This is a genomic window from Enterococcus malodoratus, assembly GCF_027659535.1.
Classification (GTDB): domain Bacteria; phylum Bacillota; class Bacilli; order Lactobacillales; family Enterococcaceae; genus Enterococcus_A; species Enterococcus_A malodoratus.
The window spans coordinates 427,794-453,695 of record NZ_JAQDPG010000002.1 but is presented as its reverse complement, the minus strand read 5'-3'; the positions used below and the strand labels follow the sequence as shown (position 1 = coordinate 453,695).

22 protein-coding genes are annotated in these 25,902 nt (G+C 38.6%); 21 read left to right on the top strand and 1 reads right to left on the bottom strand.

What is annotated here, in order from left to right:
* Positions 1–61: 61 nt before the first annotated feature.
* From PGP85_RS05510 to PGP85_RS05415, 20 genes are all read left to right on the top strand, one after another.
* A complete protein-coding gene (locus PGP85_RS05510) occupies positions 62–445 on the top strand; it encodes a DUF1149 family protein (RefSeq protein WP_010739033.1) in 384 nt (127 codons plus the stop codon).
* A gap of 240 nt (positions 446–685) precedes the next feature.
* Positions 686–2,077 carry an L-cystine transporter gene (locus PGP85_RS05505; RefSeq protein ID WP_010739034.1) on the top strand — a complete coding sequence of 464 codons (1,392 nt, stop codon included), beginning with the start codon at positions 686–688 and terminating at the stop codon, positions 2,075–2,077.
* A gap of 235 nt (positions 2,078–2,312) precedes the next feature.
* Positions 2,313–2,684 carry a VOC family protein gene (locus tag PGP85_RS05500; protein WP_010739035.1) on the top strand — a complete coding sequence of 124 codons (372 nt, stop codon included), beginning with the start codon at positions 2,313–2,315 and terminating at the stop codon, positions 2,682–2,684.
* Between the two features lie 31 nt (positions 2,685–2,715).
* The gene (locus PGP85_RS05495; RefSeq protein WP_034708238.1) at positions 2,716–3,444 is read left to right on the top strand and encodes a metallophosphoesterase family protein; all 729 of its coding nucleotides are present in this window, start codon (positions 2,716–2,718) and stop codon (positions 3,442–3,444) included.
* A gap of 123 nt (positions 3,445–3,567) precedes the next feature.
* Entirely contained in the window at positions 3,568–4,467 is a 900-nt protein-coding gene (locus PGP85_RS05490) for a DMT family transporter (protein WP_010739037.1), read from the top strand.
* Positions 4,468–4,577: 110 nt separating this feature from the next.
* Positions 4,578–6,758, top strand: a complete 2,181-nt coding sequence (locus tag PGP85_RS05485; protein ID WP_010739038.1) for a Tex family protein — start codon at positions 4,578–4,580, stop codon at positions 6,756–6,758.
* Positions 6,751–7,200 carry a SprT family protein gene (locus PGP85_RS05480; protein WP_270326442.1) on the top strand — a complete coding sequence of 150 codons (450 nt, stop codon included), beginning with the start codon at positions 6,751–6,753 and terminating at the stop codon, positions 7,198–7,200. The genes PGP85_RS05485 and PGP85_RS05480 overlap by 8 nt, the downstream gene beginning before the upstream one ends.
* 103 nt (positions 7,201–7,303) lie before the next feature.
* Positions 7,304–8,638 (top strand): UDP-N-acetylmuramate--L-alanine ligase, encoded by a 1,335-nt coding sequence (murC, locus tag PGP85_RS05475; RefSeq protein WP_010739040.1) that lies wholly within the window; start codon positions 7,304–7,306, stop codon positions 8,636–8,638.
* A 161-nt stretch (positions 8,639–8,799) separates the two neighbouring features.
* Positions 8,800–9,279, top strand: coding sequence for a MaoC family dehydratase (locus PGP85_RS05470; RefSeq protein ID WP_270347747.1), 480 nt, complete (start codon positions 8,800–8,802; stop codon positions 9,277–9,279).
* Positions 9,272–9,958, top strand: a complete 687-nt coding sequence (locus tag PGP85_RS05465) for a Bax inhibitor-1/YccA family protein (RefSeq protein WP_010739042.1) — start codon at positions 9,272–9,274, stop codon at positions 9,956–9,958. Before PGP85_RS05470 ends, PGP85_RS05465 begins: the two co-directional genes overlap by 8 nt.
* A gap of 428 nt (positions 9,959–10,386) precedes the next feature.
* Positions 10,387–13,026, top strand: coding sequence for a DNA polymerase I (gene polA / locus PGP85_RS05460; RefSeq protein WP_010739043.1), 2,640 nt, complete (start codon positions 10,387–10,389; stop codon positions 13,024–13,026).
* Between the two features lie 207 nt (positions 13,027–13,233).
* Positions 13,234–14,067 carry a DNA-formamidopyrimidine glycosylase gene (gene mutM / locus PGP85_RS05455; RefSeq protein WP_010739044.1) on the top strand — a complete coding sequence of 278 codons (834 nt, stop codon included), beginning with the start codon at positions 13,234–13,236 and terminating at the stop codon, positions 14,065–14,067.
* A 2-nt stretch (positions 14,068–14,069) separates the two neighbouring features.
* Complete coding sequence (coaE, locus tag PGP85_RS05450; protein ID WP_010739045.1) at positions 14,070–14,669, top strand: dephospho-CoA kinase; 600 nt, start codon at positions 14,070–14,072, stop codon at positions 14,667–14,669.
* Positions 14,670–14,862: 193 nt separating this feature from the next.
* Positions 14,863–15,336, top strand: coding sequence for a transcriptional regulator NrdR (nrdR, locus tag PGP85_RS05445; protein WP_034708240.1), 474 nt, complete (start codon positions 14,863–14,865; stop codon positions 15,334–15,336).
* Between the two features lie 11 nt (positions 15,337–15,347).
* The gene (locus tag PGP85_RS05440; RefSeq protein WP_010739047.1) at positions 15,348–16,661 is read left to right on the top strand and encodes a DnaD domain protein; all 1,314 of its coding nucleotides are present in this window, start codon (positions 15,348–15,350) and stop codon (positions 16,659–16,661) included.
* Positions 16,661–17,587 (top strand): primosomal protein DnaI, encoded by a 927-nt coding sequence (dnaI, locus tag PGP85_RS05435; RefSeq protein ID WP_010739048.1) that lies wholly within the window; start codon positions 16,661–16,663, stop codon positions 17,585–17,587. Before PGP85_RS05440 ends, dnaI begins: the two co-directional genes overlap by 1 nt.
* A 117-nt stretch (positions 17,588–17,704) precedes the next feature.
* Positions 17,705–18,418 carry a tRNA (adenine(22)-N(1))-methyltransferase gene (locus PGP85_RS05430; RefSeq protein WP_270326440.1) on the top strand — a complete coding sequence of 238 codons (714 nt, stop codon included), beginning with the start codon at positions 17,705–17,707 and terminating at the stop codon, positions 18,416–18,418.
* Positions 18,399–19,520 (top strand): Nif3-like dinuclear metal center hexameric protein, encoded by a 1,122-nt coding sequence (locus PGP85_RS05425; protein ID WP_408639888.1) that lies wholly within the window; start codon positions 18,399–18,401, stop codon positions 19,518–19,520. Before PGP85_RS05430 ends, PGP85_RS05425 begins: the two co-directional genes overlap by 20 nt.
* A 23-nt stretch (positions 19,521–19,543) precedes the next feature.
* Positions 19,544–20,773, top strand: a complete 1,230-nt coding sequence (gene pepT, locus PGP85_RS05420; protein WP_270326437.1) for a peptidase T — start codon at positions 19,544–19,546, stop codon at positions 20,771–20,773.
* 100 nt (positions 20,774–20,873) lie between these two features.
* Positions 20,874–21,908: a lysylphosphatidylglycerol synthase transmembrane domain-containing protein gene (locus tag PGP85_RS05415; RefSeq protein ID WP_010739052.1), complete on the top strand. Its 1,035-nt coding sequence runs from the start codon at positions 20,874–20,876 to the stop codon at positions 21,906–21,908.
* Positions 21,909–21,930: 22 nt separating this feature from the next.
* Here the strand turns inward: PGP85_RS05415 and PGP85_RS05410 are convergent, their stop codons facing one another.
* The gene (locus tag PGP85_RS05410; protein ID WP_270326436.1) at positions 21,931–22,941 is read right to left on the bottom strand and encodes a zinc-binding alcohol dehydrogenase family protein; all 1,011 of its coding nucleotides are present in this window, start codon (positions 22,939–22,941) and stop codon (positions 21,931–21,933) included.
* Between the two features lie 157 nt (positions 22,942–23,098).
* Between PGP85_RS05410 and clpB the strand changes: the two genes are divergently transcribed.
* Entirely contained in the window at positions 23,099–25,702 is a 2,604-nt protein-coding gene (clpB, locus tag PGP85_RS05405; protein ID WP_010739054.1) for an ATP-dependent chaperone ClpB, read from the top strand.
* Positions 25,703–25,902: the final 200 nt, after the last annotated feature.

Below are 25,902 nucleotides of genomic sequence, written 5' to 3'. Positions count from 1 at the left end.
TGCAAAAAAACGAATCCTTAATATGATATTATTCTTTTCGAATTAATCAAGGAGGTGCGAAATGGAAATACAACGTGATCAGGAAGTAGTAGAATCATTTAACTACGGGCTTCCTCCCAAAGACCAAGTAGTGAAACAAAAATTGCTGATTAATTTCAGTCCATTAGAAGCAATGGATCCGGGATATCCAGCTGAAAATAGCATTATGGGAGTACGAATTGAATTCGTTCTTCCGTTTGAAGATTTCATCATCGGGGGTGTGTTCTCTCAAGTGATTCATGTGATTGGACGCCAAGTAAAACAGCAAAACGATTTGACAGAAGCTGAGGCGAATGAAATGATTCGTCCAATTTTAAAATTAATCGAACGGATGGTTTATGAAATTACAGAAATTGCTTTGGATAAACCAGGAGTTAAAATTAATTTTTCTTCTAATACAATTTAAAAGTTTTTCCTCTGTTTTGAAGGACATCTAAAAGATTTTTAGATCCCTTTCAAGATGGAGGATTTTTTTCAATGCAAATTGTAAGACAGATTATTTTATCTGCGTTATAATTGATCGTCACTAAAATTTAGGATTCGCGCAGCTACTTTTTAGGGTAATTCACTGAAGAGTGAATACCGGGAACCTTTACTTCCTTTGACAGACTTGTCATTATAGAAAGTTATTTTAAGGAGGAATACAATGACAACTCTGTTCACTGTATTAGTGATCTTAGTATTCGTTGCATTGCTTGTGGCTTTCTACCAAATGCAAAAAAGACATGTAAAATTCTCTAATCGCGTTTTTGCGGGATTAGGTGCTGGGATTATTTTTGGCGGAATTTTGCAACTTCTTTTAGGTAATGGTAGCAAGGTCATTTCTCATGCGATGGAATGGATTGGGATCGTTGGTAATGGTTATATTTCTTTATTACAAATGTTAGTAATGCCTTTAGTATTTATTTCAATCGTCGGTGCCTTTACCAAGATGAAATCGAGTAAGAAACTCGGTAAAATCAGTGCGAATGTTCTAGTTACATTGTTAGCTACAACAGCGATCGCTGCTTTGATCGGAATTCTAGCGGTCATGGTCTTCGGACTCGATGGTGCGACATTTACTAAGGGAGCAGCAGAAACTGCTCGAATCAAAGAGTTGGCTGATCGCCAATCAATGGTTCAAAACTTTTCAATTCCGCAACAAATATTATCGTTTATTCCTACTAATGTTTTTGCTGATTTCGCCGGTACACGTCCAACGAGTACGATTGGCGTCGTAATTTTTGCGGCTTTTGTCGGGATCGCCTTTTTAGGGGTACGTCGTAAAGCGCCGAAAGAGGCAGATTTCTTTGCAAACTTGATCGATAGCCTTTATAAAATTATCATGCGTATCGTAACATTAGTATTACGCTTGACGCCATATGGTGTTTTCGCGTTGATGACAAATGTATTAGCGACAAGTGATTTTGAAGCAATTGTCAACTTGGGTAAATTTATTTTGGCTTCTTACAGCGCATTGATTGTTGTACTATTGGTACATTCAGTGATTCTTTTAGGGGTCAAAGTCAACCCAGTTAACTTCTTCAAAAAGGCTTTTCCAGCTTTAAGCTTTGCCTTTACTTCACGTTCAAGTGCTGGGACTTTGCCTATGAATATTGAAACCCAAACAAAGGCACTAGGCGTTGATGAAGCAACCGCAAACTTTGCCGGCAGCTTTGGTATCTCGATTGGTCAAAATGGCTGTGCTGGTGTTTATCCGGCTATGCTTGCAACGATCGTAGCACCAACAGTTGGCATCAATGTTTTTGATCTAAAATTCATCGTAATGCTGATTGCTATTGTAACTATTAGTTCATTTGGAGTTGCAGGTGTCGGTGGCGGGGCGACTTTCGCTTCACTGATCGTACTTGGTGCAATGAACCTACCAGTTGCAATTGTTGGTTTGGTTATTTCAGTGGAACCAATGATCGATATGGCTCGTACGGCTGTCAATGTCAGCGGCAGTATGGTTGCAGGTGTTGTAACTAGTGAGCGTATCCATGAACTGGATCGTAATATCTTAAATGATGAAAATGCTTCAATCGAAGTAAACTCATAGTTATATTGAAGGCTTGGCTAGCGCGACCAAGCCTTTTTTGTTACACTTTTATCAGCCTGGTTTTTCGTCGTTTATTTAGTACGAGAGCAAATTGGTAAACTGAACTTATGATATATGCTGTGAAATTGAATGATATGCTTAATGAAATTTAGAGCACTGGCCAGTTCACTGGGAAATGATTCTTTTGATTTAAGTATATACAGGTTTAGAAAATTTATTATTTGGAGTGAATAGTTTGTTTAATGAACAAATAAAGGTGATTTTATATGCAAATGATGTTAGAAAAGCTAGCATTTTTTGGCAAAGTTTAGGTTTTGCAGAAATTAGTTTTGAAGAATTAGATGGTTCGCAAGTCGCAGAAGTCGCGATGAGTGAAAATAGTACTACGCATTTGGTTATTTATGACCGGGCATTCATCGAGAAAAATGATGATGAAGTAACTGAGCCTTCTCCGGCCTTGATTTTCGGCAGCGATGATATGATGGGACTGTATAAAGAGTTACAAACAAAAAATGTTCACTTAGGTGACTTGGCTCAAATTGGTGAGGAACTCGTATTTAATTTTGTTGATGCAGATGGTAATTATTTTGTGGTATCAGGTAAATAGTACGGTCTTCGATTGAGAGGGGCGGATGAAAATGAAACAAGTTTTTGTAATTGGTGATGTTCACGGCGAGTACGAACTGTTTCAGGAAGTGCTAAAAAAATTTCAACCAGATAAACAACAGTTGATTTTGATTGGTGATTTAAATGATCGGGGACCTAAAAGCAAGGACTGTTGGTTACTAGGCATGGAACTCGTAGAAAAATATCAGGCAGTTTATTTACGAGGAAATCATGAACAGTATTTTCTGGAATTTATGGAAAGTCCTGAAGATTGGTTTCCAAGCTATTTGTACAATGGCGGAAAAGAAACAATCGAAAGTTTGCTGCACAAAGGCGCAACGGATGAATATTCGCCAACTGAAATTGCAATGATGATCCGCAGTCGTTATAAAAAAATGCTGGATTTTCTGTCGGAACGTCCTTTCTACTATGAATGGGGCAAATATTTGTTTGTTCATGCTGGAGTAGACCTATCCAAAGACTGGCGTGAAACGTCGCCTCAAGATTTTTTATGGATTCGTGAACCATTTCATGAAGGTCGGAATGATACCGATAAGACGATCGTATTTGGTCATACAATTACGCCGATGCTTTATGGCGATATGCAGACCACAGCTCTTTGGCAATCTGATGGAAAAATCGGCATCGATGGCGGGGCAGTCTTTGGCGGCACTTTGCACGGAGTAGTTTTTGATGAGAATGACTTAATACACGATTACGAAATACCGAATAATCATGGACCGTGGCAGCCTGATTTTTGATTGATGAGTGAGATTCTTTTTGAATCTCACTTTTTTTCTAGATTTTCTTGCAGAACCATTCACTAAGTGGCATAGTATCTTAAAAGGATTTTACTTTTACTTAAACTGAGAAAGGGGTTACTTATGTCAGATACTATGAAGGGACATTTATCAGCGAGCTTAACCGTTGTTATCTGGGCAATGACGTTTATCTCCACAAAAGTACTACTAAAAGATTTTTTACCGATCGAAATACTGTTCATTCGTTTTTTGATTGGTTTTATCGTCTTGACGATCGCTTCACGGAAAATCTTGCCGTTTAAGAGTTGGCGCGAGGAAGGATATTTTATGATCGCGGGCTTGTTTGGTGTCTTTTTGTATTATTACTTGGAAAATGTTGCCTTGACCTATACTTTAGCAATGAACGTAGGAATCATCGGGTCGGTCAGCCCATTCATGACAGCATTGATCAGCCGCTTTATTTTAAAACAAGGGAAAATTCCAAGAGTCTTTGTTTTAGGATTCATTTGTTCGATGATCGGTATTGCTCTGATCAGTTTTTCAGGTACGATCAACGTCAACCCGCTCGGGGATGGTCTGGCATTAATCGCCACGGTTTGCTGGGCTTCGTATTCCTTGATCATAAAAAAAATCAGCACTTTCGGATATGGGACAATCGTCACGACCCAGCGGATCTTTTTTTATGGACTGTTGTTTATGCTGCCAGTCTTATTAATTACTCTAGATTCTTTTGATGTTTCTCGTTTTGGACAGGTCGGGAACCTCGGAAATCTATTATTTTTAGGTGTTGGAGCCTCGGCTTTGTGCTTTGTCACTTGGAATTTTTCAGTGAAAAATCTTGGAGCTGTTCGAGCAACAGTATATATTTATACGATTCCTATGCTGACAACCTTAGCATCAGTCTTAATTTTAGGTGAAACATTAACTATCAAAACCTTCTTCGGAATTTTATTGACGCTTGCAGGGTTGGTTTTATCAGAATTACCAAATCTGCTGCGTCAGAGAAAAAGAACGAATATTTAAAAGTTCCTTCATTGCTGAGAGGCGTGAAGGTTTTTCAATTTGAAGGAAGAAGCAAATTTAAGAGAAGTGTGATAAAATAAATAGGATTTTGGATGAAATGAGGAATTGAAATGGCAGAAAGTTTGAACCAAGAAATCATTCAACTACTGAATAAGGAGTTGACGGGCTACCGTCCGCAACAAATTAATGTCGTATTAAAATTATTAACAGAAGGCAATACAGTGCCGTTCATTGCCCGTTACCGTAAAGAAATGACCGGAACGTTGGATGAGGTACAGATTCGTGAGATCGAGGAACGTTATAACTATTTAGAAAACCTAGAAAAGCGTAAACAAGAAGTTTTGCGCTTAATTGATGAACAAGGAAAACTGACTGAGGAATTAGCGCAGAAAATTCAACAGGCTGTAAAAGTTCAAAAAGTGGAAGATTTATACCGACCATACAAACAAAAACGTCGTACAAAAGCGACAATCGCGAAAGAAAATGGCTTAGAGCCTTTAGCTGAATATCTATTGAGTTTTCCGCAAACTGGCGATGTTTATGCAAAAGCAAGTGAGTTTGTTACTGAAAATATCACGACCGCGGATGAAGCATTGCAAGGGGCTCATGAGATCGTTGCGGAACAAATTAGTGATAATCCTGATTTTCGTACTTGGATCCGTAATTTCACCAAGAAAAATGGTATCTATCAAAGCAAGGTCAAAGATGAAGACAAGGACGAAAAAGGCGTTTATGAGATGTATTATGATTTTGCTGAACCAATCAACAAAATGGTCTCTCACCGTGTGTTAGCTTCTAATCGTGGGGAAAAGGAAGAAATCTTAAAGGTCGCGATTGTGGTTGAAGAAGAAAAAATCTTTGATTACTTAGAACGTCAATCAGTGAAAAATAATCGTGCGATTACGGTAGAATTTGTTCGTGAGGCGTATAAAGACAGCTATAAACGTTTTATTGGTCCAGCGATTGAACGGGAAATTCGTAATGAGTTGACAGAAGATGCAGATGAACAAGCGATTAATATTTTTGGAGAAAACCTGCGCAACTTATTATTGCAGTCACCACTAAAAGGAAAAGTTGTATTGGGATTCGACCCGGCTTACAGAACAGGTTGTAAGTTAGCGGTTGTTGATGAAACAGGAAAAGTGTTGGCAATCGAGGTTATTTATCCTCACAAGCCTGCGGCACAAGCAAAGCGTCAAGCGGCTGGTCCCGCTTTTCAAGCATTAATCAAAAAATACGATGTTGAGATGGTAGCGATTGGAAACGGAACGGCTAGTCGCGAGTCTGAATTATTTGTAGCTGAGCAATTGAAACAGGTGGAAAAGGAAGTTTTTTATGTGATCGTCAATGAAGCCGGAGCTTCAGTGTATTCGGCTAGTGACATTGCACGGGCAGAATTTCCTGATCTGCAAGTCGAAGAGCGCAGTGCTGTCAGCATTGCTCGACGTTTGCAAGATCCTTTGTCAGAATTAGTAAAAATTGATCCTAAAGCGGTTGGCGTTGGTCAATATCAACATGATGTGTCACAGAAACGTCTATCGGAGCGGTTAGATTTTGTAGTGGAAACGGCAGTTAACCAAGTCGGAGTGAACGTCAATACAGCAAGTTCACAGTTATTGCAATATGCTTCTGGTTTAAATAAAACGACGGCTCAAAATATTGTGAAATACCGTGAGGAAAATGGTGCTTTTATTTCACGCCCGCAATTGAAAAAGGTTCCTCGCTTAGGACCTAAAGCTTACGAACAAGCGATAGGCTTCTTACGAATTCCCGGAGCAAAAAATATTTTGGACACGACAGCGATTCACCCAGAAAGTTATAGTAGCGCGAAAGAAATCCTAGCGTTGGCAGCCGTTGATTTAAAAACTTTAGGTTCTTCAGAAGCTACAGAAAAGATTAAGGCCTTGGATTTAAATCAATTACACCAAGCACTTGAAATTGGTAAAGAAACGATCAAAGATATTTTACAAGCATTGGTTCAACCTGGCCGTGATATGCGTGATGAAATGCCAGCTCCATTATTGCGTCAAGATGTCTTGACGATGGCAGATTTGCAGCCAGGAATGGAAATGCAAGGAACAGTTCGGAACGTGATTGATTTTGGCGCATTTGTTGATATCGGAGTGAAGCAGGATGGTTTGGTTCACATATCTAAATTGAGTAAAAATTACGTGAAACATCCGACAGATGTTGTATCGGTTGGTGATGTAGTAACTGTTTGGGTTGAGGCCATTGATGTGAAAAAAGGCCGCATAAGTTTAACTATGGTTCAAAGTGATAAAAATGACTGATCAAGAATTACAAATCCTAGTCGAAAAGATTTCGCAAGAATCTTTTCGACTGCCATTTTGTCACAAGGCTAGTTTTAATCGACGTTTAAAGACGACGGGTGGCCGCTATCACTTAAATAGCCACAATCTGGATTTTAATCAGTTGGTTTTTGAAAAGTATGGAGAGGCCGAATTGATCAAAGTTATTAAACATGAGCTTTGTCACTATCATCTACATTTGGCGAATCGCGGCTATCAGCATAAGGACCTAGAGTTTAAGCAATTACTGCAACGAACAGGCGGAAATCGGTTTGCTCCACCGTTAGCAGCAACCGTTTATCAAGTTTATCAATGTCAAAAGTGTCAACAAGAAGTCAAACGTCGTCGTAGAATTAATACGAAACGATACGTATGTGGAAATTGTCAGGGAAAATTAAAATTTTTGAAGACAATTGAGGCTTAAAAAGAGCACATCCATTATAGAGAATAAAAGATTGCTATTTTTTCGGTTTTATATGATAATGTGAACCGCAAACAATTTTGTACATATAAGGAAGAGGATAAAAATGAATAAAAAAGATACACTTTATCATTTTGTTGGAATCAAAGGATCAGGCATGAGTTCATTAGCATTGGTCTTACATGAAAAAGGTTACGATGTACAAGGTTCTGACGTCGAAAAATATTTTTTCACACAACGTGATTTAGAAAAAGCCGGCATTACTATTTTGCCATTTAGCAAAGACAACATTAAGGAAGGTATGACGATCATTCAGGGAAATGCCTTTCCAGATACTCACGAAGAAATCGCTCAAGCGAAAAAAATGGGTCTAGAGATTATTCGTTACCACGACTTTATCGGTCAATTTATTCAACCTTACACAAGTATCGCAGTAACAGGTTCACACGGTAAAACAAGTACTACAGGGTTGCTTGCCCATGTGTTGAATGGTTTAGCACCAACTAGTTACTTGATTGGCGATGGTACAGGCCACGGGGAGCCCGATGCAACATTCTTTGCATTCGAAGCTTGTGAATATCAACGTCACTTCTTGGCGTACGCACCTGATTATTCAATTATGACCAATATCGACTTTGATCATCCGGATTATTTCAAGAGTATTGATGATGTTTTCGAAGCTTTTCAAACATTAGCTTCACAAGTCAAAAAAGGTATTTTTGCTTACGGGGATGATGAATATTTACGTAAGTTGAAAGCCGATGTGCCGATCTATTACTATGGCTTATCTGAAAATGATGATATCCAAGCACGTAACATTGTTCGAACGACTAAAGGTTCTGCTTTTGATGTTTATCACAATGAGAAATTCATCGGACGTTTTTCAGTGCCTTCATTTGGTAAACACAATATTTTAAATGCTTTATCAGTGATTGCCGTTGCTTATTTCGAAGGCTTAGATATGGATAAGGTAAAAGAAGAAATGTTGACTTTCTCTGGCGTGAAACGCCGTTTTACAGAGAAAAAAGTTGCTGACATGATCATTGTTGATGACTATGCGCATCATCCAGCTGAAATCAAAGCTACAATTGATGCAGCGCGTCAAAAATATCCTGAGAAGGAATTGATTGCGGTATTCCAACCACACACCTTTACTCGGACGATTGCTTTGATGGATGAATTCGCTGAAGCATTAGATCGTGCCGATAAAGTTTATCTATGCGATATTTTTTCATCAGCCCGTGAAACAGCTGGCGATGTAAAAATTGAGGACTTAGGCGATAAAATCCAAAAAGGCGGACAAGTGATCAAAGAAGAGAACATGTCTCCGCTGTTAGATCATGAAAATGCAGTTGTTATCTTTATGGGCGCCGGCGATGTTCAAAAATTTGAGCGTGCGTACGAAAACCTTTTGAGTAATACAACACGCAACGTATTATAATTAGAAAAGAAGGGTTCGGACATTTTTTTGTCAGAACCCTTCTTTTAACAATACGAGATCGATCAAAATTTTTACTTTAGAAATCCTTATACTAAACTAGGTACAAACTTGTGTTTTACTTGCTTTCTGATAAAATAATGAGTAGAAACAATACGGAGGGAATGGACTTGTATAATATGAAGGCTCGGAAAATAGGCAAGACGATAGACGAAATTGAGGAAGGTGACTCGTTATCGTTAACGGAATCGATCGAAGATAATCAGATTCTTTTATATTTAGGTTTGACAAATGATGCAAATCCTTTGTATATCCAACATGATTATGTGAAAGAAACTGAATATGAACAACCGCTTGTACCATCCATCATGTTGATGGGGATTATCACAAGTGCGATTTCAAAACATTTACCAGGACCGGGTTCTCATGTAGTGAATTTCTCGATTAATTTTATTGATCCGGTCTTTCACTATGAAACATTGACCTTTGAGTTTGAAGTCATTAAAGTGGATAAAATGAAAGATGTTGTCACTATCTCTGTTGAAGCTGTAGAAGCCACAGATAACGAAGAAAAACGCATCTTGGATGCTGTGGTCATGGTGAAACCGCCGCAAGTACAAATAGGAGATGATATAAATGAATAATCAAGAAACAACACGCATTTACGGATTGAATCGTTTCTACGGAAAAATTTATGCTTTTCTTGCATTAGGAATCGGAATTAGTGCTGTAATATCATATATGGCATTAGGCCCTTGGATGTTTCAAGTACAAAGCTTTATCAATAATTTTCCTTTAGGCTTCTGGGGAATCTGGATTGCTGAGATTGCTCTTGTTGTCTTTCTTGGAATCAAAGCACAGAAGAATCCCACATTAGCAATCGGTGGATTCATCGTATATTCTGCGCTGAATGGTCTAACACTAGCAGTTACATTAGCAATGTATGACTTAGGAACAGTCACTCAGGCATTTGTTACTGCATCAGCAACATTTTTAGTCATGTCATTAGTTGGTTCATTTACTAAACGCGATTTATCAGCAATTGGCCGCGCAGGTTTAAGCTGCTTGTTAGGGATTATTATTGCGATGTTGCTGAATGTATTTCTATTACAAAGCAGTGCAGTTGAATTCTTTATTTCTATCTTAATGGTAGTGGTTATGTCAGGAATTACAGCTTATGATAATCAAATGATTCGCAAGATTTATCTTGGATCAAATGGCGAAGTTGGAAATGGTGTAGCAGTTTTCATGGCGTTACAACTTTATTTAGACTTTATCAACCTGTTTATCTCATTCCTGCGAATTTTTGGAAGTAGTAAATAGTAAGTAGAGGCGAGTGATCGCCTCTTTTTTATGTCATTGACTGAAGATAAGAATCTTGAAAAAATCGGCTTCATTCTTTTCATTTCATTAAATACTTTGTTAGAATGAAACATGAGAATCAACAAGCGTCGTTCCATATTTTGTCCAAACAATGGAACTGAATCCGCAAAGAATTTTTAACTAAAATGATAATGAGTCTATTCGGTTAGCCGATATACATGGAGAACATTACGTTTTTAAGTAATAAAAAATTATCCTTAATAGAAGTTAGGATGCCAGTCGAACTTTTCCAGTTGTCGCTATAAATAAATTATCTAATGAATTTTTTGATAATCGAGAATGAAATTGTTTAGTTCGATGGTGTACGAAGAGAACAACACTTTTTTTTAAGTAAAAAATATCCTTAATAGGAACTAGGAGTCGAAGACATGAGTGAGAAAAAATTATTATTAGTTGACGGAAACAGTGTAGCGTTCCGTGCTTTTTTTGCCCTCCACAATTCTTTGGAGCGTTTCAAAAATAAAAATGGACTACATACCAATGCAATCTACGCTTTTAACAACATGTTTGAAACCGTGATGGATCGAGAAAAACCAACCCATGTTTTAGTGGCTTTTGATGCAGGGAATACCACGTTCCGAACAGCAATGTATTCAGATTATAAAGGCGGACGGTCAAAGACTCCTGGAGAATTCCGCGAACAAATGCCTTATTTGCGTGAATTATTAGTTGGCTTGGGCGTAAAGCATTATGAGTTAAATAATTATGAAGCCGACGATATTATTGGAACATTGGCTCACCGCGCTGCAAATGAAGGCTTTGAGGTAGTTGTTTTATCAGGAGATCGCGACTTAACGCAATTAGCGACGGATCAAATCAAAGTCGACATCACTGTGAAAGGCGTTAGTGAAATTGAAACTTATACGCCTGAACATGTAGCTGAAAAATATGATGGATTGACACCTAATCAAATCATCGATATGAAGGGGTTAGCTGGCGATACTTCAGATAATTATCCTGGTGTGACAAAAGTCGGTGAGAAGACAGCAATTAAATTATTGAAACAATTTGGTAGTGTCGAAGGTGTTTATGAAAACATCGATGAACTGAAAAAAAGCAAAATGAAAGAAAACTTGATCAACGATAAGGAGCAAGCTTTTCTTTCCAAAGAGTTGGCTACGATCAAATTGGATACGCCGGTTGATATTTCTATTGATGAGCTTCTTTATACTGGAAAAGATTTGGATAAATTGATTCCTTTCTTCAAGGAAATGGATTTCAAGGGCTTTTTAAGCAAATTGAATGTTGAAGAAGAGGAAGTTGAGCTAGAAGATATCAACTATGAAGTCGTTAATGATTTCAGCGAAGAAATGTTTGATATGGACTCAGCTTTATACGTGGAAATGTTAGAAGATAATTACCATTTGTCAGACATAGTGGGTGTAGCTTGGGGAACAAAGGAAAAGATTTATGTAACGAATGAGCTGGCCTTATTTGAAAGTGCAGCCTTTAAAAAATGGTTAGAAACAGCGAATAGTAAAAAGGTGTATGATGCGAAACGTACTTATGTTGCCTTAAATCGCTATATTACGAAAACAGAAGGCATTAACTTTGATGTTTTGTTGGCGGCATATTTGCTGGATACTAATGATAACAGCAATGATATTGCTGGAGTGGCACAGTATTACGGCTACACAGAGATTCAAACGGATGAACAGATATACGGCAAAGGTGCAAAAAAAGGTTTGCCAGAGGATGATGAAGTCTTCTTTGGGCATTTAGCACGTAAAATCAAAGCGATTCATTTCTTAAACGATAAATTGGAAAATGAGCTGGAAGAAAAGAAACAAGATAAGCTATTCTACCAAATGGAATTACCTCTTTCTCGTATTTTGGCTGAAATGGAAATTGCAGGAATCACTGTCGACGCTCAACGATTACAAACGATGCGCGGCGAATTTTCAAAACGGCTGCAAGAGATCGAACAAAAAATTTATCAAGATGCTGGTGAAGAGTTTAATATTAATTCACCAAAACAACTTGGTGTGATTTTATTTGAAAAAATGCAACTGCCAGTCATCAAGAAGACTAAGACCGGCTACTCGACCGCAGTTGATGTATTAGAACAACTACGGGAGCAGGCACCAATCGTCGAACATATTTTGAACTATCGTCAAATTGCTAAGATCCAATCAACGTATGTTGAAGGACTATTAAAAGTGATTCAAAGCGATAATAAGATTCATACACGATATATTCAAACCTTGACGCAAACGGGTCGGTTGAGTTCGGTTGATCCTAATTTGCAAAATATTCCGATTCGATTAGAAGAAGGCCGGAAAATTCGTGAAGCTTTTGTCCCACGGGATGAAAATTGGTTGATTTATTCATCCGACTATTCACAAATTGAACTACGTGTCTTAGCCCATATTTCTGGCGACGAACACCTGAAACAAGCCTTCCGTGATGGAATGGATATTCACACTAGTACAGCGATGCGAGTGTTCAATGTTACTGAAGATGAAGTGACACCAAATATGCGTCGAAATGCTAAGGCTGTGAACTTCGGAATCGTTTATGGTATTTCTGATTATGGATTGTCGCAAAACCTTGGCATTACTCGTAAAGCGGCTCAAGAGTATATTGATACTTACTTTGAGAATTATCCAGATGTGAAACGTTACATGGAAGATAGTGTCCGCGAAGCAAAAGACAAAGGCTATGCTGCTACTTTATATAATCGCCGCCGCTACTTACCAGATATTAATGCTCGGAACTTTAATCTTCGGTCATTTGCTGAACGAACTGCGATCAATACACCGATTCAAGGAAGTGCTGCAGATATTTTGAAACTCGCAATGATCGAAATGGCGAAACGTTTGAAGGAAGAAAACCTTCAAGCAACGATGCTGCTGCAAGTACACGATGAATTAGTTTTTGAAGTACCAGAAAGCGAATTGGATCAATTAGACAAATTGGTAAAAGAAGTAATGGAAAATACAGTTCAATTAGATGTACCATTGCTGACTGATAGCAATTGGGGAAAAACGTGGTACGAAGCAAAATAAAGTAGAGCTGTGAAAGAAACGGTACGGTTAATTGAACCGTAGTTTCTTTCACAAATCATGCTGAATAATAGTTAAGAAGCTGAACCGAAAAATTGGAGCAGCTTCTTCTTTTAGAAAGCAAATTATTTAGTAATTGTCGAACACAAATGAATAACCTGCGATAATAAATTTTTTTGATTGGATCAATAAGAACTAGGAGTGAATTGTATGCCAGAATTACCAGAGGTTGAAACCGTGAGAAAAGGGTTGGTTTCTTTAGTCAAAGGAAAAACAATCGCAAAAGTCGATGTGTATTGGCCGCGAATCGTTGAGTTTCCAGAGGTTGAGGTCTTTCAACAACAATTAATCGGTGAGACGATCCAGACTGTGGAGCGTCGCGGAAAATATTTGATTTTTCAATTTACTCATTATGAAATGGTTTCGCATTTGCGGATGGAAGGAAAGTATGAGTATTTTGAACAGCCAACAGCTTTAGATAAACACAGCCATGTGCGCTTCATTTTTACTGATGGTTCTGAATTGGTTTATCATGATGTACGAAAATTTGGCCGGATGGCCTTGTTAAAAAAAGGAATGGCGAAGGACTATAAAGGTTTAATGCAATTGGGACCGGAACCGACAGAGGATGACTTTGATTTAGATTTGTTCAAGGAGCAGCTTAAGAAATCTTCAACAATGATTAAACCATTACTGTTGAACCAAAAAATCGTTGCGGGTTTAGGAAACATTTATGTTGACGAAGTTCTTTGGCTGGCCAAAATTCATCCAGAACAACCAGCGAATACTTTGAGCCCGCAAACAGTCCGTCGACTTCGTGAAGCAATCATTGAGGTCATCAGTAAGGCCAAAGAAGCTGGAGGAACGACAATTCGAACCTATTTGAATGCTTTAGGCGAGGCTGGTCATTTTCAACAAGAGCTGCACGTTTATGGGCAAACAGGCACCCCTTGTTCTCGTTGCGGAACGCCGATCATCAAAATAAAGGTTGCCCAAAGAGGCACGCATCTTTGTCCGCATTGCCAAAAATTAAAGAAGGTGTAGAAATGAGCTTTGTGTTAGGTATCACTGGTGGAATTGCGAGTGGAAAATCAACGGTCGTAGATATTTTTAAAGCAGAGGGATTTTCAGTAGTCGATGCAGATATTGTCGCACGAGAAGTAGTAGAGCCAAACACGCCTGGATTAGCACAACTGGTGAAAGTATTTGGCGATGAAATTTTGCTGGCTGATGAGCGCTTAAATCGAAAAAAATTAGGTGCGCTAATTTTTCAAGATGAGAAAAAGCGTCAACTATTAAATGAAACACTTGATCCGTTTATACGCGGTGAAATAGAGAGACAGGCGAAGGAAGCGGAGCAATCCAGTGATTTAGTTGTCGTAGATATACCGCTTTTGTATGAAGGAAAATACGAAGCGATGATGAATGAGGTGGCTGTCGTCTATGTGACGCCGGAAATTCAATTAACACGTCTGATCGCACGAAATAATTTATCGGAAAATGAAGCGTTGGGGCGGATCAACAGCCAGCTTTCATTAGAAGAAAAGAAAAAAAGGGCAGACATCGTCTTTGATAATTGCGGTTCGCAAGAAACAACGCGTCAACAAGTTATGGATTGGCTAAAAGAAAATAATTTTGTTTCTTAAAGAATTCAGCGTCGTAGCATTACGACGCTTTTTTTAGCGGGCTGGTTATGGTAAACTCATGTTATATAAACAAATTAATCCGTTTATTCAAACTTTTTTTGTTTTTAAAAAATAATTCTATATAACAGAAATCATTTCTATCGTGAGCGATAGAAAAACTTAATGAATAGCTATGAAAGTGTGGGGTGAAATTATGCGTTGTCCAAGATGTAATCATAATAATTCTCGAGTAATTGATAGTCGGCAAACTGATGATGGCCGAGCGATTCGCCGTCGGAGAGAATGCGAAAGCTGTGGGTTCCGCTTTACGACTTTTGAACGTATTGAAGCAGCGCCTTTATTGGTTGTTAAGCGTAATGGTGACCGTGAAGAATTCAGTCGGGATAAAATCTTGCGTGGATTGATCCGTTCTGCAGAAAAACGCCCAGTTGCAATGGAACAAATGGAACAGATCGTGGATCACGTAGAGAATCGTGTCCGCAGTATGGGAGAAAATGAAGTTCCGACTAGTCAAGTCGGAGAGTTTGTCATGGAAGACTTGATGGAAGTCGATGAGATTGCTTATATTCGCTTTGCAAGTGTTTATCGACAATTTAAGGATATGTCTGTATTTCTAAAGGAATTACAGGAGATCGTTGACAAAGCTAAGTCAGCGGATGAAGAGTAGGGGGCTTTTTGGTGGCAGAAGAACTAAAACCCAGCACCTTTTATACGGTCTATGGTGAGCCACAACTTGATCAAAGCAAGCAAGACGCTTTGCTTTACTTATACCAGCCGATCATCGGAAGCCACGCTGCGAGTTTATATCTGACTCTGATTAGTGACGTCACACTGGAGGGGAAAAGTCCTAGTTTGATGCACACGGATCTATTAGCGGCGATTGACATTGGATTGATGCATTTAGTCAAGGCGCGAGAACACCTTGAGGGTATCGGTCTATTAGAAACTTACCAGCAGACGGACGATGAGATCGGAATGAGTTTGATCTATCAATTACGTTCACCGGTAGTTCCGGAAAAATTTTTCCAAGACCCATTGATGTCTTATTTATTAATGGATAAAGTTGGAAGAAGGCGTTATGAACGTTTAGTAGAGCGTTTTAAACCTCAACTTTTTGATAAAGGGCAAGTTAAAAATATTACGAAACGCTTTCGTGAAGTTTATCGATTGGATGATAAAGCTTTCGCTAGCCAAACGGAAGTATTGGAACAGACGCAAGCGAGTTTTTCAGATAATACCGATTTTGATTGGACCTTATTTAGTCAGCAGTTGAAACGATTCAATCTGATTCTGGGTGCTGAAGAACGGGAAAAACTTCAAACGTTTCAAACATTGTATGGAGTAAATGAGTTAGACTTGGCTGAGTTTGTTGCTAAGGCCGCGGCTGGAGAAAAGACTGGTTTGAACTTTAATTATTTGCGACAGTTGATAAATAAAGAAAAACGACCGAAAGTTTCAGCTGCACCTAAAGAACCTGTAACAGAAAAGGCTGTAGAGACAGGTAGCTTTTCGCCACAAGAATCAGAGATTATTGCTCAAAGTAAAAAAATTGCGCCGGTTACATTTCTACGGGCAATCAAACGTGAAAAGGGCGGTTTCGAGACGAATACTGAGGTTCGATTGTTAGAAGAGTTGATCGGACGCAATTTATTGCCGAAGAGTGTGATCAATATTATCATTAATTATATTTTGGTAATTCAAAATCAGGCAGTGATCAATGCTAATTATTTGAATGCGATCGCCAACGATTGGGCCCAAAAGAAGATTACTACGCCAGAAGCAGCGATCACTCATGTACGAGAAAATAATCAAAAGCTGGTTCGTAAACCGCAAGCAAGCCGCCCAGCATATCAAAAACGTGGGACGGGTCGCAAAGAGGCTCTGCCTGAGCATATCAAGCAACCGCCGAAAGAGACGAAATTAACACCTGAAAAAGAAGCTGAATTGAACCGCAAGTTAGCGGAATATTTAAATAAAGAAGGTGACGATTAATGGAAGATGTAGGAAAAGAATTGAATCGCATCATTAAAAGTCGTGGAGTCGATGGTCGTTACCGCCAAATGATGGAAGAGATTTTGGCCGACTCAGATGTTCGCCAATTTATTGAGGAACACAAAGAAAAGCTGACTCAAGAAGACATTGAGAAGTCTTTTGCTAAGTTGTACGAGTTTGTTCAAGAAAAGAAAAAATACTTGGCATCAGACCCGAGTATGATTGCACCAGGTTATGAACCGCAGTTAAGTCTAAATTTTCATTTTATTGATGTGACGTATGTTCCAACTGATGAGCTGCTACGTGTGAAACGTGAAGAAGAGGTTCGCAATAGAGTAAACTCGTTGGATATGCCAAAGGATATTCGAAAGGCTTCTATTCGAACGTTCGAAGTGACCTCTGGACGTAGTGAAGCGTTGGAAGCTTCTTTAGATTTTATCAATCAATACGAGGCGAACCCTAAAATGTTTCATAAAGCTCTGTTCTTAGTTGGGGATTTTGGGGTAGGAAAGACCTATTTACTTGGAGCCGTGGCACATGAATTGGCTGTTAAGGGATTTGAGACGACACTCTTACATTTTCCTACTTTTGCTGGTGAAATGAAACAAGCTATTTCTAATGATAAAGTGGGGCCTAAGCTGGACGGGGTAAAACGTGCGCCGATTTTGATGATCGATGATATTGGAGCGGATTCTATGAGTGCTTGGATTCGTGATGAAGTTTTAGGGGTAATCTTGCAGCATCGGATGCAGGAACAGTTACCGACATTCTTTTCTTCAAACTTCAACATGGATCAATTGGAAAAACATTTATCTGTTACCCAACGTGGTGACGAAGAACCATTGAAGGCTAAAAGAATCATGGAACGTGTCCGTTATTTAAGTAAAGAAATTTGGGTGATTGGTGAAAATCGCCGTAACGGATAAAAAAGGAAAATTTTCTTAGAAAAAGGCAAACGCCCTATTAAAAAGCGCTATCATTTAGCACTTTTTTAAGGGCGCTTTTTTTAAGGAGTGTTATAATAATTTTTAGGATGTGAAGAGATGAATGCCAAGGATTTATCAATCCGTTTGCAAAAAGCGGCGGAATTCGTACCAAAGGATGCACGGTTAGCAGATATCGGTTCTGATCATGCGTATCTGCCGGTTGCTTTAATGCTGCAAAAAGAAATAGCTTATGGTATCGCTGGTGAAGTTATATCTGGTCCTTATGAATCTGCCAAAAAGCAAGTTGCTAAAAATGGTTTAGATAACAAAATTGATGTACGTTTGGCGGATGGACTAGAAGCGGTTGAGTTAAGCGATGAAATTTCTGCGATTACCATCTGCGGAATGGGCGGGGTGTTGATCCGCGATATTTTACAGCGAGGTAAAGAAAAAAATCGTCTTTCTGGAAAAGAACGATTGATTTTACAGCCGAATGTCGGCGAAAGACAGCTTCGACAATGGTTAGTCAATGAGAACTACACGATCACTAATGAAGCGATCATTGAAGAGAACAATAAGGTGTACGAAATCATTGTTGCTGAAAAAATTCCGGTGATTCCTAGTTATTCAGCAAGGGAACTTTTTTTTGGTCCGATACTGCTTGAGGAAAGAAATCCTGTCTTTCAAGAAAAGTGGCAGCATAAACTTGTTAAGAGCGAAAGAATTCTAGCTAGTTTACACCAAAGTGATCAAGACGTTGCAGAAAAAATTCGAGAAGTTGCTCAAGAAATCGAATGGATCAAGGAGGTACTTGCAGATGCAGGGAAGTAAGTTTATCCAACGCTTTAATCAGTATTGTCCTGAGTGGTTGGCTGAAGAAGGCGATCCAGTCGGCTTGCATATCGGTACGTTGAACAAAGAAGTCGATCGAATTATGATGAGTCTAGATGTTCGACCTGCTGTCGTGGAAGAGGCGATTGAAAAGAAGATCGATTTATTGATCGTTAAGCACCCACCGATTTTTCGTCCGTTTTCTCGTCTAACTACGGATGATGTGCAGACGAAAATGTATGCTGATCTGATCAAAAATGACATTGCAGTCTATGCGGCTCATACAAACATGGATATTATTCATAATGGACTGAATGATTGGTTCTGTGAAATGTTAGAAGTGGTTGATACAAGTTACTTGATCCATACGCATACTGTGAAAATGAAAAAGTTAGCGGTCTATGTCCCACAAACGGATGCTAAAAAAATGCGTGAAGCATTGGCTAAAGCTGGTGCAGGCGAGCAAGGAAATTATCAAGCGACATCTTTTACTGTAAATGGAACTGGACGTTTCACACCGAATGAAGAAGCGAATCCAACAATTGGTTCGTCAAATGTCCCTGAGCAGGTTCAAGAAAGTAAAATCGAAGTGATTTTTCCTGAAACGAAGCAAACTGACATAGTCGCAGCAATGTTAGCTGCACATCCTTATGAGGAGCCAGCTTACGATATTTATCACCTGGATAATTTAGCAGAAAACTTCGGAATCGGTCGAGTTGGCGAGTTGAAGGAAGCGATGCCGACAGAAGACTTTATCGCAAAAGTAAAAAAGGTTCTTGCTTTAGAAGGTTTACGTGTGGTTTATCCGCACGACTCAAAGAAAAGTATTAAACGTGTAGCAATCTGCGGCGGAAGCGGAGAGAAATTTTATCGTGATGCTTTAGCAGCGAATGCGGACGTTTATATTACCGGAGATGTTTATTATCATACCGCTCATGATATGCAAGAGACGGGGATGTTAGTCATTGATCCGGGGCATTACATTGAGTCATTATGTAAAGAAAAAATGGTGGCTCTATTTGAACAATGGAAAAATGAAGAAGGGTGGAAAGTTGATTTCTTTGTATCTGAGACTTCCACCAATCCTTTTTCATTTAAATAAATAGCATTAAAGGAGAGAGTAAGATGTACGAAAATTTATTACCGCGTTTTTTACACTATGTTAAGACAGAAACTCGTTCTGATGCGACAAGCACCACAACACCTACAACTCAAACACAGGTAGCCTTTGCTCATGAGCTGATGAAAGAATTAGAAGAAATCGGCATGAAGGACGTTACTTACAATGAAAAAAATGGCTATGTGATTGCATCTTTGCCAAGCAACATTGACAAAGAAGCGCGGACTATCGGATTTATCTCTCACATGGATACAGCAGATTTTAATGCTGACGGCGTTAACCCTCAAATCGTTGAAAATTATGATGGCGAATCAACCATCAAATTGGATGCTGATGGAAAATATACATTAAATACAAAAGATTTTCCTAACCTAAAAAATTATACGGGTCAAACATTGATTACGACTGACGGTTCTACCTTGCTTGGTTCTGATGATAAATCTGGGATTGCCGAAATCATGACAGCGATGGAATATTTGATTAATCATCCAGAAATCAAACATGGCGAAGTTCGTGTTGGGTTTGGTCCTGACGAAGAAATCGGTATTGGTGCGGATAAATTTGATGTGAAACAATTCAATACAGATTTCGCATACACAATGGACGGCGGACCAATCGGTGAATTACAATATGAAACATTTAGTGCGGCTCAAGCTGAGATCACTATGCATGGTAAAAATGTTCATCCGGGTACAGCTAAAAATACAATGATTAATGCGTTGCAAATGGCGATTGATTTCCATAATCAATTACCAGAATCTGAACGTCCAGAAAAAACAGATGGACGCGAAGGGTTCTTCCATTTGTTAGCCTTAGACGGTAATGTAGAAGAAGCAAAAATGACCTACATTATTCGCGATCATGATCGCGATAAGTTTGAATCACGCAAACAAATGATTACAGACATTCAAGCAAAAATGAATAGTCAGTTTGATCAAGAACGTGTAGAAATCAACATGTATGATCAATATTATAATATGGGTGAAATCATCGAAAAAGATATGAGCGTTATCGATCTTGCAAAAGGTGCGATGGAAGAGGTTGATGTTAAACCAATTATCGAACCAATTCGCGGCGGGACTGACGGTTCTAAGATTTCATTCATGGGTATTCCTACACCAAATATTTTTGCTGGTGCGGAAAATATGCATGGACGTTTTGAGTTTGTTTCTCTACAAACAATGGAAAAAGCGGTCGATGTGATCGTGAAGATTATTGAAAACAACGCAAAATGATTTTTTCTGAAAAAGCTTTGAGGAAACTTGAAGCTTTTTCTTTTTTTGCTCTTTGGCATGTGGTAGGCTAGAGCAATAAAGAAAAAAATGAGGCTAAAAAATGAAATTATCAATCAATCGTAAATTGATTCTAAATATTCTTTTGTTCACAGTGATGATTGGGATAATTATTTTTGTTATCCGAGACTCGTTAGGTGATATTTTTACTGAACTGGGTCGAACTTCTTTGCCAGTGTTATTGGGGGTTACCGCTCTCGGGCTAGTTAGTCAGGTGATTGAAGGGTATACGATCAAAAATATCGCTGGGGAATTCAATCCCCAATTTACTGTTCGTGACGGTTTTTTTGCATCGGCCTATGCAACGTTTTATCGGGTGATCACTTTCGGGACTGGCTCGATCGTATCTGAAGTCATTTATTATCATAAAAAGGAACTGACATATTCCGAGGCGACAGGAACCAGTGCCTTGCGGATGATTACTTATAAGATAGCTTTGATGGTTTGGGCGTTAGTTTTTCTGGTGATAAAAAGCAGTGCAATTCAGGCGCACATCGCCAATGGTATTTTTCTGGTGCTGGCGGGGGTTCTCGTAACCTTGCTGATTATATCAAGTTTATTGGTTCTGAGCTTAAATATTAATGCGCAAGTTTTGTTTGTGATCATATGCAACCGACTATTTAAGCGGCAAAAGCTGCGTGATATTGTTGATCAGTTGAATAATCAAGTGTATTCTTTACGAGGGGCGATCAAAACGTTTATTCGTGATCGAAATGCAGTCATTCGGGTATTTTGTTCGAATATGGCAAAATTGGTCGTTTGGTATTCATTGCCTTTCTTCATTTTAGTGAAGGATTATCCAGATATCGATATCTGGTTAACCGTTGCGTTGATCAGCTTCACAGTAATTCTAGGTGGAGTCTTACCCGCACCAGGCGGGATCGGCGGTTTTGAATTCGTTTATGTTCTATTATTCCGAAATGTTGTTGGAAAGGTTGATGCGGTATCTTCATTACTGCTTTATCGCTATGCGACTTATTTATTGCCATTTCTGATCGGAATGATCTATGTCTTATTCAATAAGCAGCGTCAAATCAATCATGAAATCAAAGAAGCAAAAAAGGAAGTTAACGACTGAAATCGTTAGCTTCCTTTTTTTATTAGTAATGTACAACCAGTTTTCCGATCATTTTATCCTCTTCGACTAATTGATGAGCCTGATAAAAAACTTCAGGCGAGAAACCAGGAATAATTTTAGTCAGTGTGCTTTGAATTTTTTGCTCTTGCATTAACTGTACTAACAGTTCTAAAATTTTGCCTTGTGAAGCTATATTAAAATCATAATCTGTTTTTGCAAACATATATTCCCAATCAAAACTGCCGGATTTATTTTTTAATTTTGCCAGATCTACATCTTTGTTTGATTCGACGATCGAGCCGAGATGGCCGAAGGGCTCGAGCAATTCACTCATTTCTTCAAAATAACGATCGGTAGAATGCAGAATCAAAATGTAAGGAAGAGAAGAATAACCGATTTTCTTTAATTGTTTGGTCAAATCTTTATGATGATCAATAATATGATCGGCACCCATTCGTTTTGACCATTCTTTGCTCTCTTTGCGAGAAGCTGTGGCAATGACTGTTAGACCAGCCCACTTTGCCAATTGAGTTGCAACTGAACCAACACCGCCGGCACCATTGATGATTAAAATCGTACCATTATTTTGGTTTTCTTTAGGAAACAAGCCCATTTTTTCGAACAGCATTTCGTAGGCGGTGATAAACGTTAAAGGCATTGCTGCCGCTTCATCTGTCGGAATTCCGCTTGATAATTTTGCGACGATCCGAGAATCAACTACTTGACTCTCGCTATAGCTGCCGAATCTTTTAGTCGTTCCGGCAAAAAGGACACGGTCGCCAATCTCTATATTTTTAACATCGCTGCCTAGATGGGTCACGATGCCAACGCTGTCAAAACCTAAGACATGCGGTTGAGAAGTACCTTTACCACTTTGTCTTAATTTTGTATCTACTGGGTTGATCGAGGAGGCTAAATTTTTTACGACAAGATCAAATTTGTTCAATTTAGGAAGCATCATTTCATATGTTTCAAAATGGTTTCCGTCAGATAGTCGAAACCCCTTTTCGAATCCAATCACGCGAGAAATCATTGAATCACTCTCTTTCTAGTAATGAAAGAATTGTAGCATTGTTTTGTTTTTCTTCATAATAATAAACTTTGAGTTTATCGAGTTTAATGTTTGACCTTTACTGACCAAGGTTATATACTAATATGTGTAAACTATTAATAATGTCGGAGGTATGTCTATGAATATCGAAAAGATGACGACAACTTTACAAGAAACGATTGCTGAAGCACAGCAAATTGCGGTAACGAGACACCATCAAGAGATTGATATCGTTCATGTATGGAAGATTTTTCTGCAGCCGAATCATTTTGGCCGGAATTTCTACACGGATGCAGGGATTGATGTTGATCAGTTTGAGCGTGAAGTGGATAAGGTTTTAGATGAGTATCCAACAGTTAGCGGCGGCAATGTTCAGTATGGTCAAAATCTCAGTCAAAATCTATTTAATTTATTGAGTGAGGCAGATAAATTACGTGAGAAATTTCAAGATGATTTTCTATCAACGGAAATCGTCATTTTAGCGTTAATGAAACTAAAGAATTATCCTTTAACGAAATATTTGATTCAACAGGGATTAAATGAAAAAGAAGTACAAAAAAATATCGAGGACATGCGAGGAGGGGATCGAGTGACTTCGCAAAATCAAGAAGAGACGTATAAAGCATTAGAAAAGTATGGTGTTGATTTAGTTCAACAAGTCAAAAATGGAAAACAGGACCCAATTATCGGTCGCGATGAAGAAATTCGAGATGTTATTCGGATTCTTTCACGCAAGACTAAGAATAATCCGGTCTTAATCGGAGAACCTGGTGTTGGTAAAACAGCAATTGTTGAAGGTTTGGCCCAACGAATCGTTCGCAAGGATGTGCCGGAAAACTTAAAAGATAAGACGGTCTTTTCTTTGGATATGGGTTCGTTGATCGCAGGAGCAAAATTCCGCGGCGAGTTTGAAGAACGTTTAAAAGCTGTTTTAAAAGAAGTAAAAAAATCAGATGGGCGAATCTTACTCTTTATTGATGAAATTCATAACATTGTCGGAGCTGGGAAAACTGAAGGCAGTATGGATGCCGGAAATATTTTAAAACCCATGCTGGCTCGTGGTGAATTACACTTGATTGGCGCGACAACATTAGATGAGTATCGCCAATACATGGAAAAAGACAAAGCGTTAGAACGTCGGTTCCAAAAAGTTTTAGTCAAAGAGCCAACAGTGGAAGATACGATCAGTATTTTGCGCGGTTTAAAAGAACGTTTTGAAATTCATCATGGTGTAAATATTCATGATAATGCATTAGTCGCAGCGGCTACATTATCGGATCGTTATATTACGGATCGTTTCCTGCCTGATAAAGCAATAGATTTGGTCGATGAAGCCAGTGCCAGTATTCGGGTAGAAATGAATTCTATGCCGACTGAACTTGATCAAGTTACTCGACGTTTGATGCAATTAGAGATCGAAGAAGCTGCTTTGAAAAAAGAAAGCGACGATGCTAGTAAAAAACGTTTAGAAAATCTGCAAGAAGAACTGGCTGATCTTCGTGAAGAAACCAATGCAATGAAGTTGCAGTGGGAAACAGAAAAAGAAGAAGTGAACGTCGTTTCTAATAAACGGGCTGAGATCGATCAAGCCAAACATGAATTAGAGGATGCCGAAAATAACTATGACTTGGAGCGTGCCGCTGTTCTTCGTCATGGAACGATTCCAAACTTAGAAAAAGAATTAGCTGATTTAGAAGAAAAGAATAAGAAAAATGACATTAAAATGGTTCAAGAATCGGTTACCGAAAATGAAATTGCCCAAGTAGTCGGTCGATTAACGGGAATTCCTGTAACCAAATTAGTGGAGGGTGAACGAGAAAAATTATTAAGTCTGAACAGCACGCTCCATAAACGTGTGATTGGGCAGGATGAGGCAGTCAATGCAGTGAGTGATGCTGTTCTACGATCACGTGCTGGATTACAAGACCCTAATCGTCCGCTGGGTTCATTCCTATTCTTAGGACCAACCGGTGTTGGTAAAACAGAGCTTGCAAAAGCGTTAGCCGAAAATTTGTTTGATTCGGAAGATCACATGGTACGGATCGATATGAGTGAATACATGGAGAAACATTCTGTGTCACGGCTTGTTGGAGCACCTCCAGGTTACGTCGGTTATGAAGAAGGCGGACAATTGACAGAAGCCGTTCGGCGAAATCCATATACGATTATTTTGCTTGATGAAATTGAAAAAGCACATCCGGATGTCTTTAATATTTTATTGCAAGTATTAGATGACGGACGTTTAACGGATTCTAAGGGACGGTTAGTCGACTTCAAAAATACGGTATTGATTATGACGAGCAACATTGGGTCCCAAGTTTTGTTAGATGGTGTGACTGCTGATGGAAATATTCCTGAAGCGACTGAAGAACAAGTTCTAAATATGCTGAAGGGTCATTTCAAACCAGAATTCTTAAACCGAATCGATGATACAATCTTATTTACACCTCTAAGCTTAGAAGATGTGAAGAGTATTGTTAAGAAAATCGTGCAGCATTTGTCACATCGTTTGGAAGAACAAGAAATTCAATTAGATATTACAGAAGACGCTAAAAGTTGGATTGCTGAAAAGGCTTATGAACCGCAATATGGTGCACGACCACTAAAACGTTTTATTACGCGTGAAGTGGAAACACCGCTGGCGAAAGAAATTATCGCTGGACGTGTATTACCAAAGACTAAGGTTTCAATTGAACTGCTTGATGATCAATTAGTTTTTCAAAATCAACCGATAGATGATTAAAGAAAAATGTAAACAAAAAATGGAACTTTAAACTGAAAAGCAAAACAGTATTTTTTCAATGCTGCTTTGCTTTTTTTTCGTGAAATTAATACTTGATTAATTGGAATGAAAAAAATCAAGTGTTTCGAAACAGAAACATAACAACTTTTTCATTACACATATTACGAAGTAATGACAAATTAGTGAATTTGTAGTATTTA

What these genes read in the sequence shown, in the direction of transcription:
- coaE (WP_010739045.1), top strand. Translation starts at nt 14,070, where the DNA reads ATGAGCTTTGTGTTAGGTATCACTGGTGGAATTGCGAGTGGAAAATCA.
- polA (WP_010739043.1), top strand. Translation starts at nt 10,387, where the DNA reads ATGAGTGAGAAAAAATTATTATTAGTTGACGGAAACAGTGTAGCGTTC.
- PGP85_RS05470 (WP_270347747.1), top strand. Translation starts at nt 8,800, where the DNA reads ATGGACTTGTATAATATGAAGGCTCGGAAAATAGGCAAGACGATAGAC.
- nrdR (WP_034708240.1), top strand. Translation starts at nt 14,863, where the DNA reads ATGCGTTGTCCAAGATGTAATCATAATAATTCTCGAGTAATTGATAGT.
- PGP85_RS05485 (WP_010739038.1), top strand. Translation starts at nt 4,578, where the DNA reads ATGGCAGAAAGTTTGAACCAAGAAATCATTCAACTACTGAATAAGGAG.
- murC (WP_010739040.1), top strand. Translation starts at nt 7,304, where the DNA reads ATGAATAAAAAAGATACACTTTATCATTTTGTTGGAATCAAAGGATCA.
- mutM (WP_010739044.1), top strand. Translation starts at nt 13,234, where the DNA reads ATGCCAGAATTACCAGAGGTTGAAACCGTGAGAAAAGGGTTGGTTTCT.
- PGP85_RS05495 (WP_034708238.1), top strand. Translation starts at nt 2,716, where the DNA reads ATGAAACAAGTTTTTGTAATTGGTGATGTTCACGGCGAGTACGAACTG.
- PGP85_RS05505 (WP_010739034.1), top strand. Translation starts at nt 686, where the DNA reads ATGACAACTCTGTTCACTGTATTAGTGATCTTAGTATTCGTTGCATTG.
- PGP85_RS05490 (WP_010739037.1), top strand. Translation starts at nt 3,568, where the DNA reads ATGTCAGATACTATGAAGGGACATTTATCAGCGAGCTTAACCGTTGTT.
- PGP85_RS05465 (WP_010739042.1), top strand. Translation starts at nt 9,272, where the DNA reads ATGAATAATCAAGAAACAACACGCATTTACGGATTGAATCGTTTCTAC.
- PGP85_RS05430 (WP_270326440.1), top strand. Translation starts at nt 17,705, where the DNA reads ATGAATGCCAAGGATTTATCAATCCGTTTGCAAAAAGCGGCGGAATTC.
- PGP85_RS05510 (WP_010739033.1), top strand. Translation starts at nt 62, where the DNA reads ATGGAAATACAACGTGATCAGGAAGTAGTAGAATCATTTAACTACGGG.
- pepT (WP_270326437.1), top strand. Translation starts at nt 19,544, where the DNA reads ATGTACGAAAATTTATTACCGCGTTTTTTACACTATGTTAAGACAGAA.
- PGP85_RS05480 (WP_270326442.1), top strand. Translation starts at nt 6,751, where the DNA reads ATGACTGATCAAGAATTACAAATCCTAGTCGAAAAGATTTCGCAAGAA.
- dnaI (WP_010739048.1), top strand. Translation starts at nt 16,661, where the DNA reads ATGGAAGATGTAGGAAAAGAATTGAATCGCATCATTAAAAGTCGTGGA.
- clpB (WP_010739054.1), top strand. Translation starts at nt 23,099, where the DNA reads ATGAATATCGAAAAGATGACGACAACTTTACAAGAAACGATTGCTGAA.
- PGP85_RS05415 (WP_010739052.1), top strand. Translation starts at nt 20,874, where the DNA reads ATGAAATTATCAATCAATCGTAAATTGATTCTAAATATTCTTTTGTTC.
- PGP85_RS05410 (WP_270326436.1), bottom strand. Translation starts at nt 22,941, where the DNA reads ATGATTTCTCGCGTGATTGGATTCGAAAAGGGGTTTCGACTATCTGAC.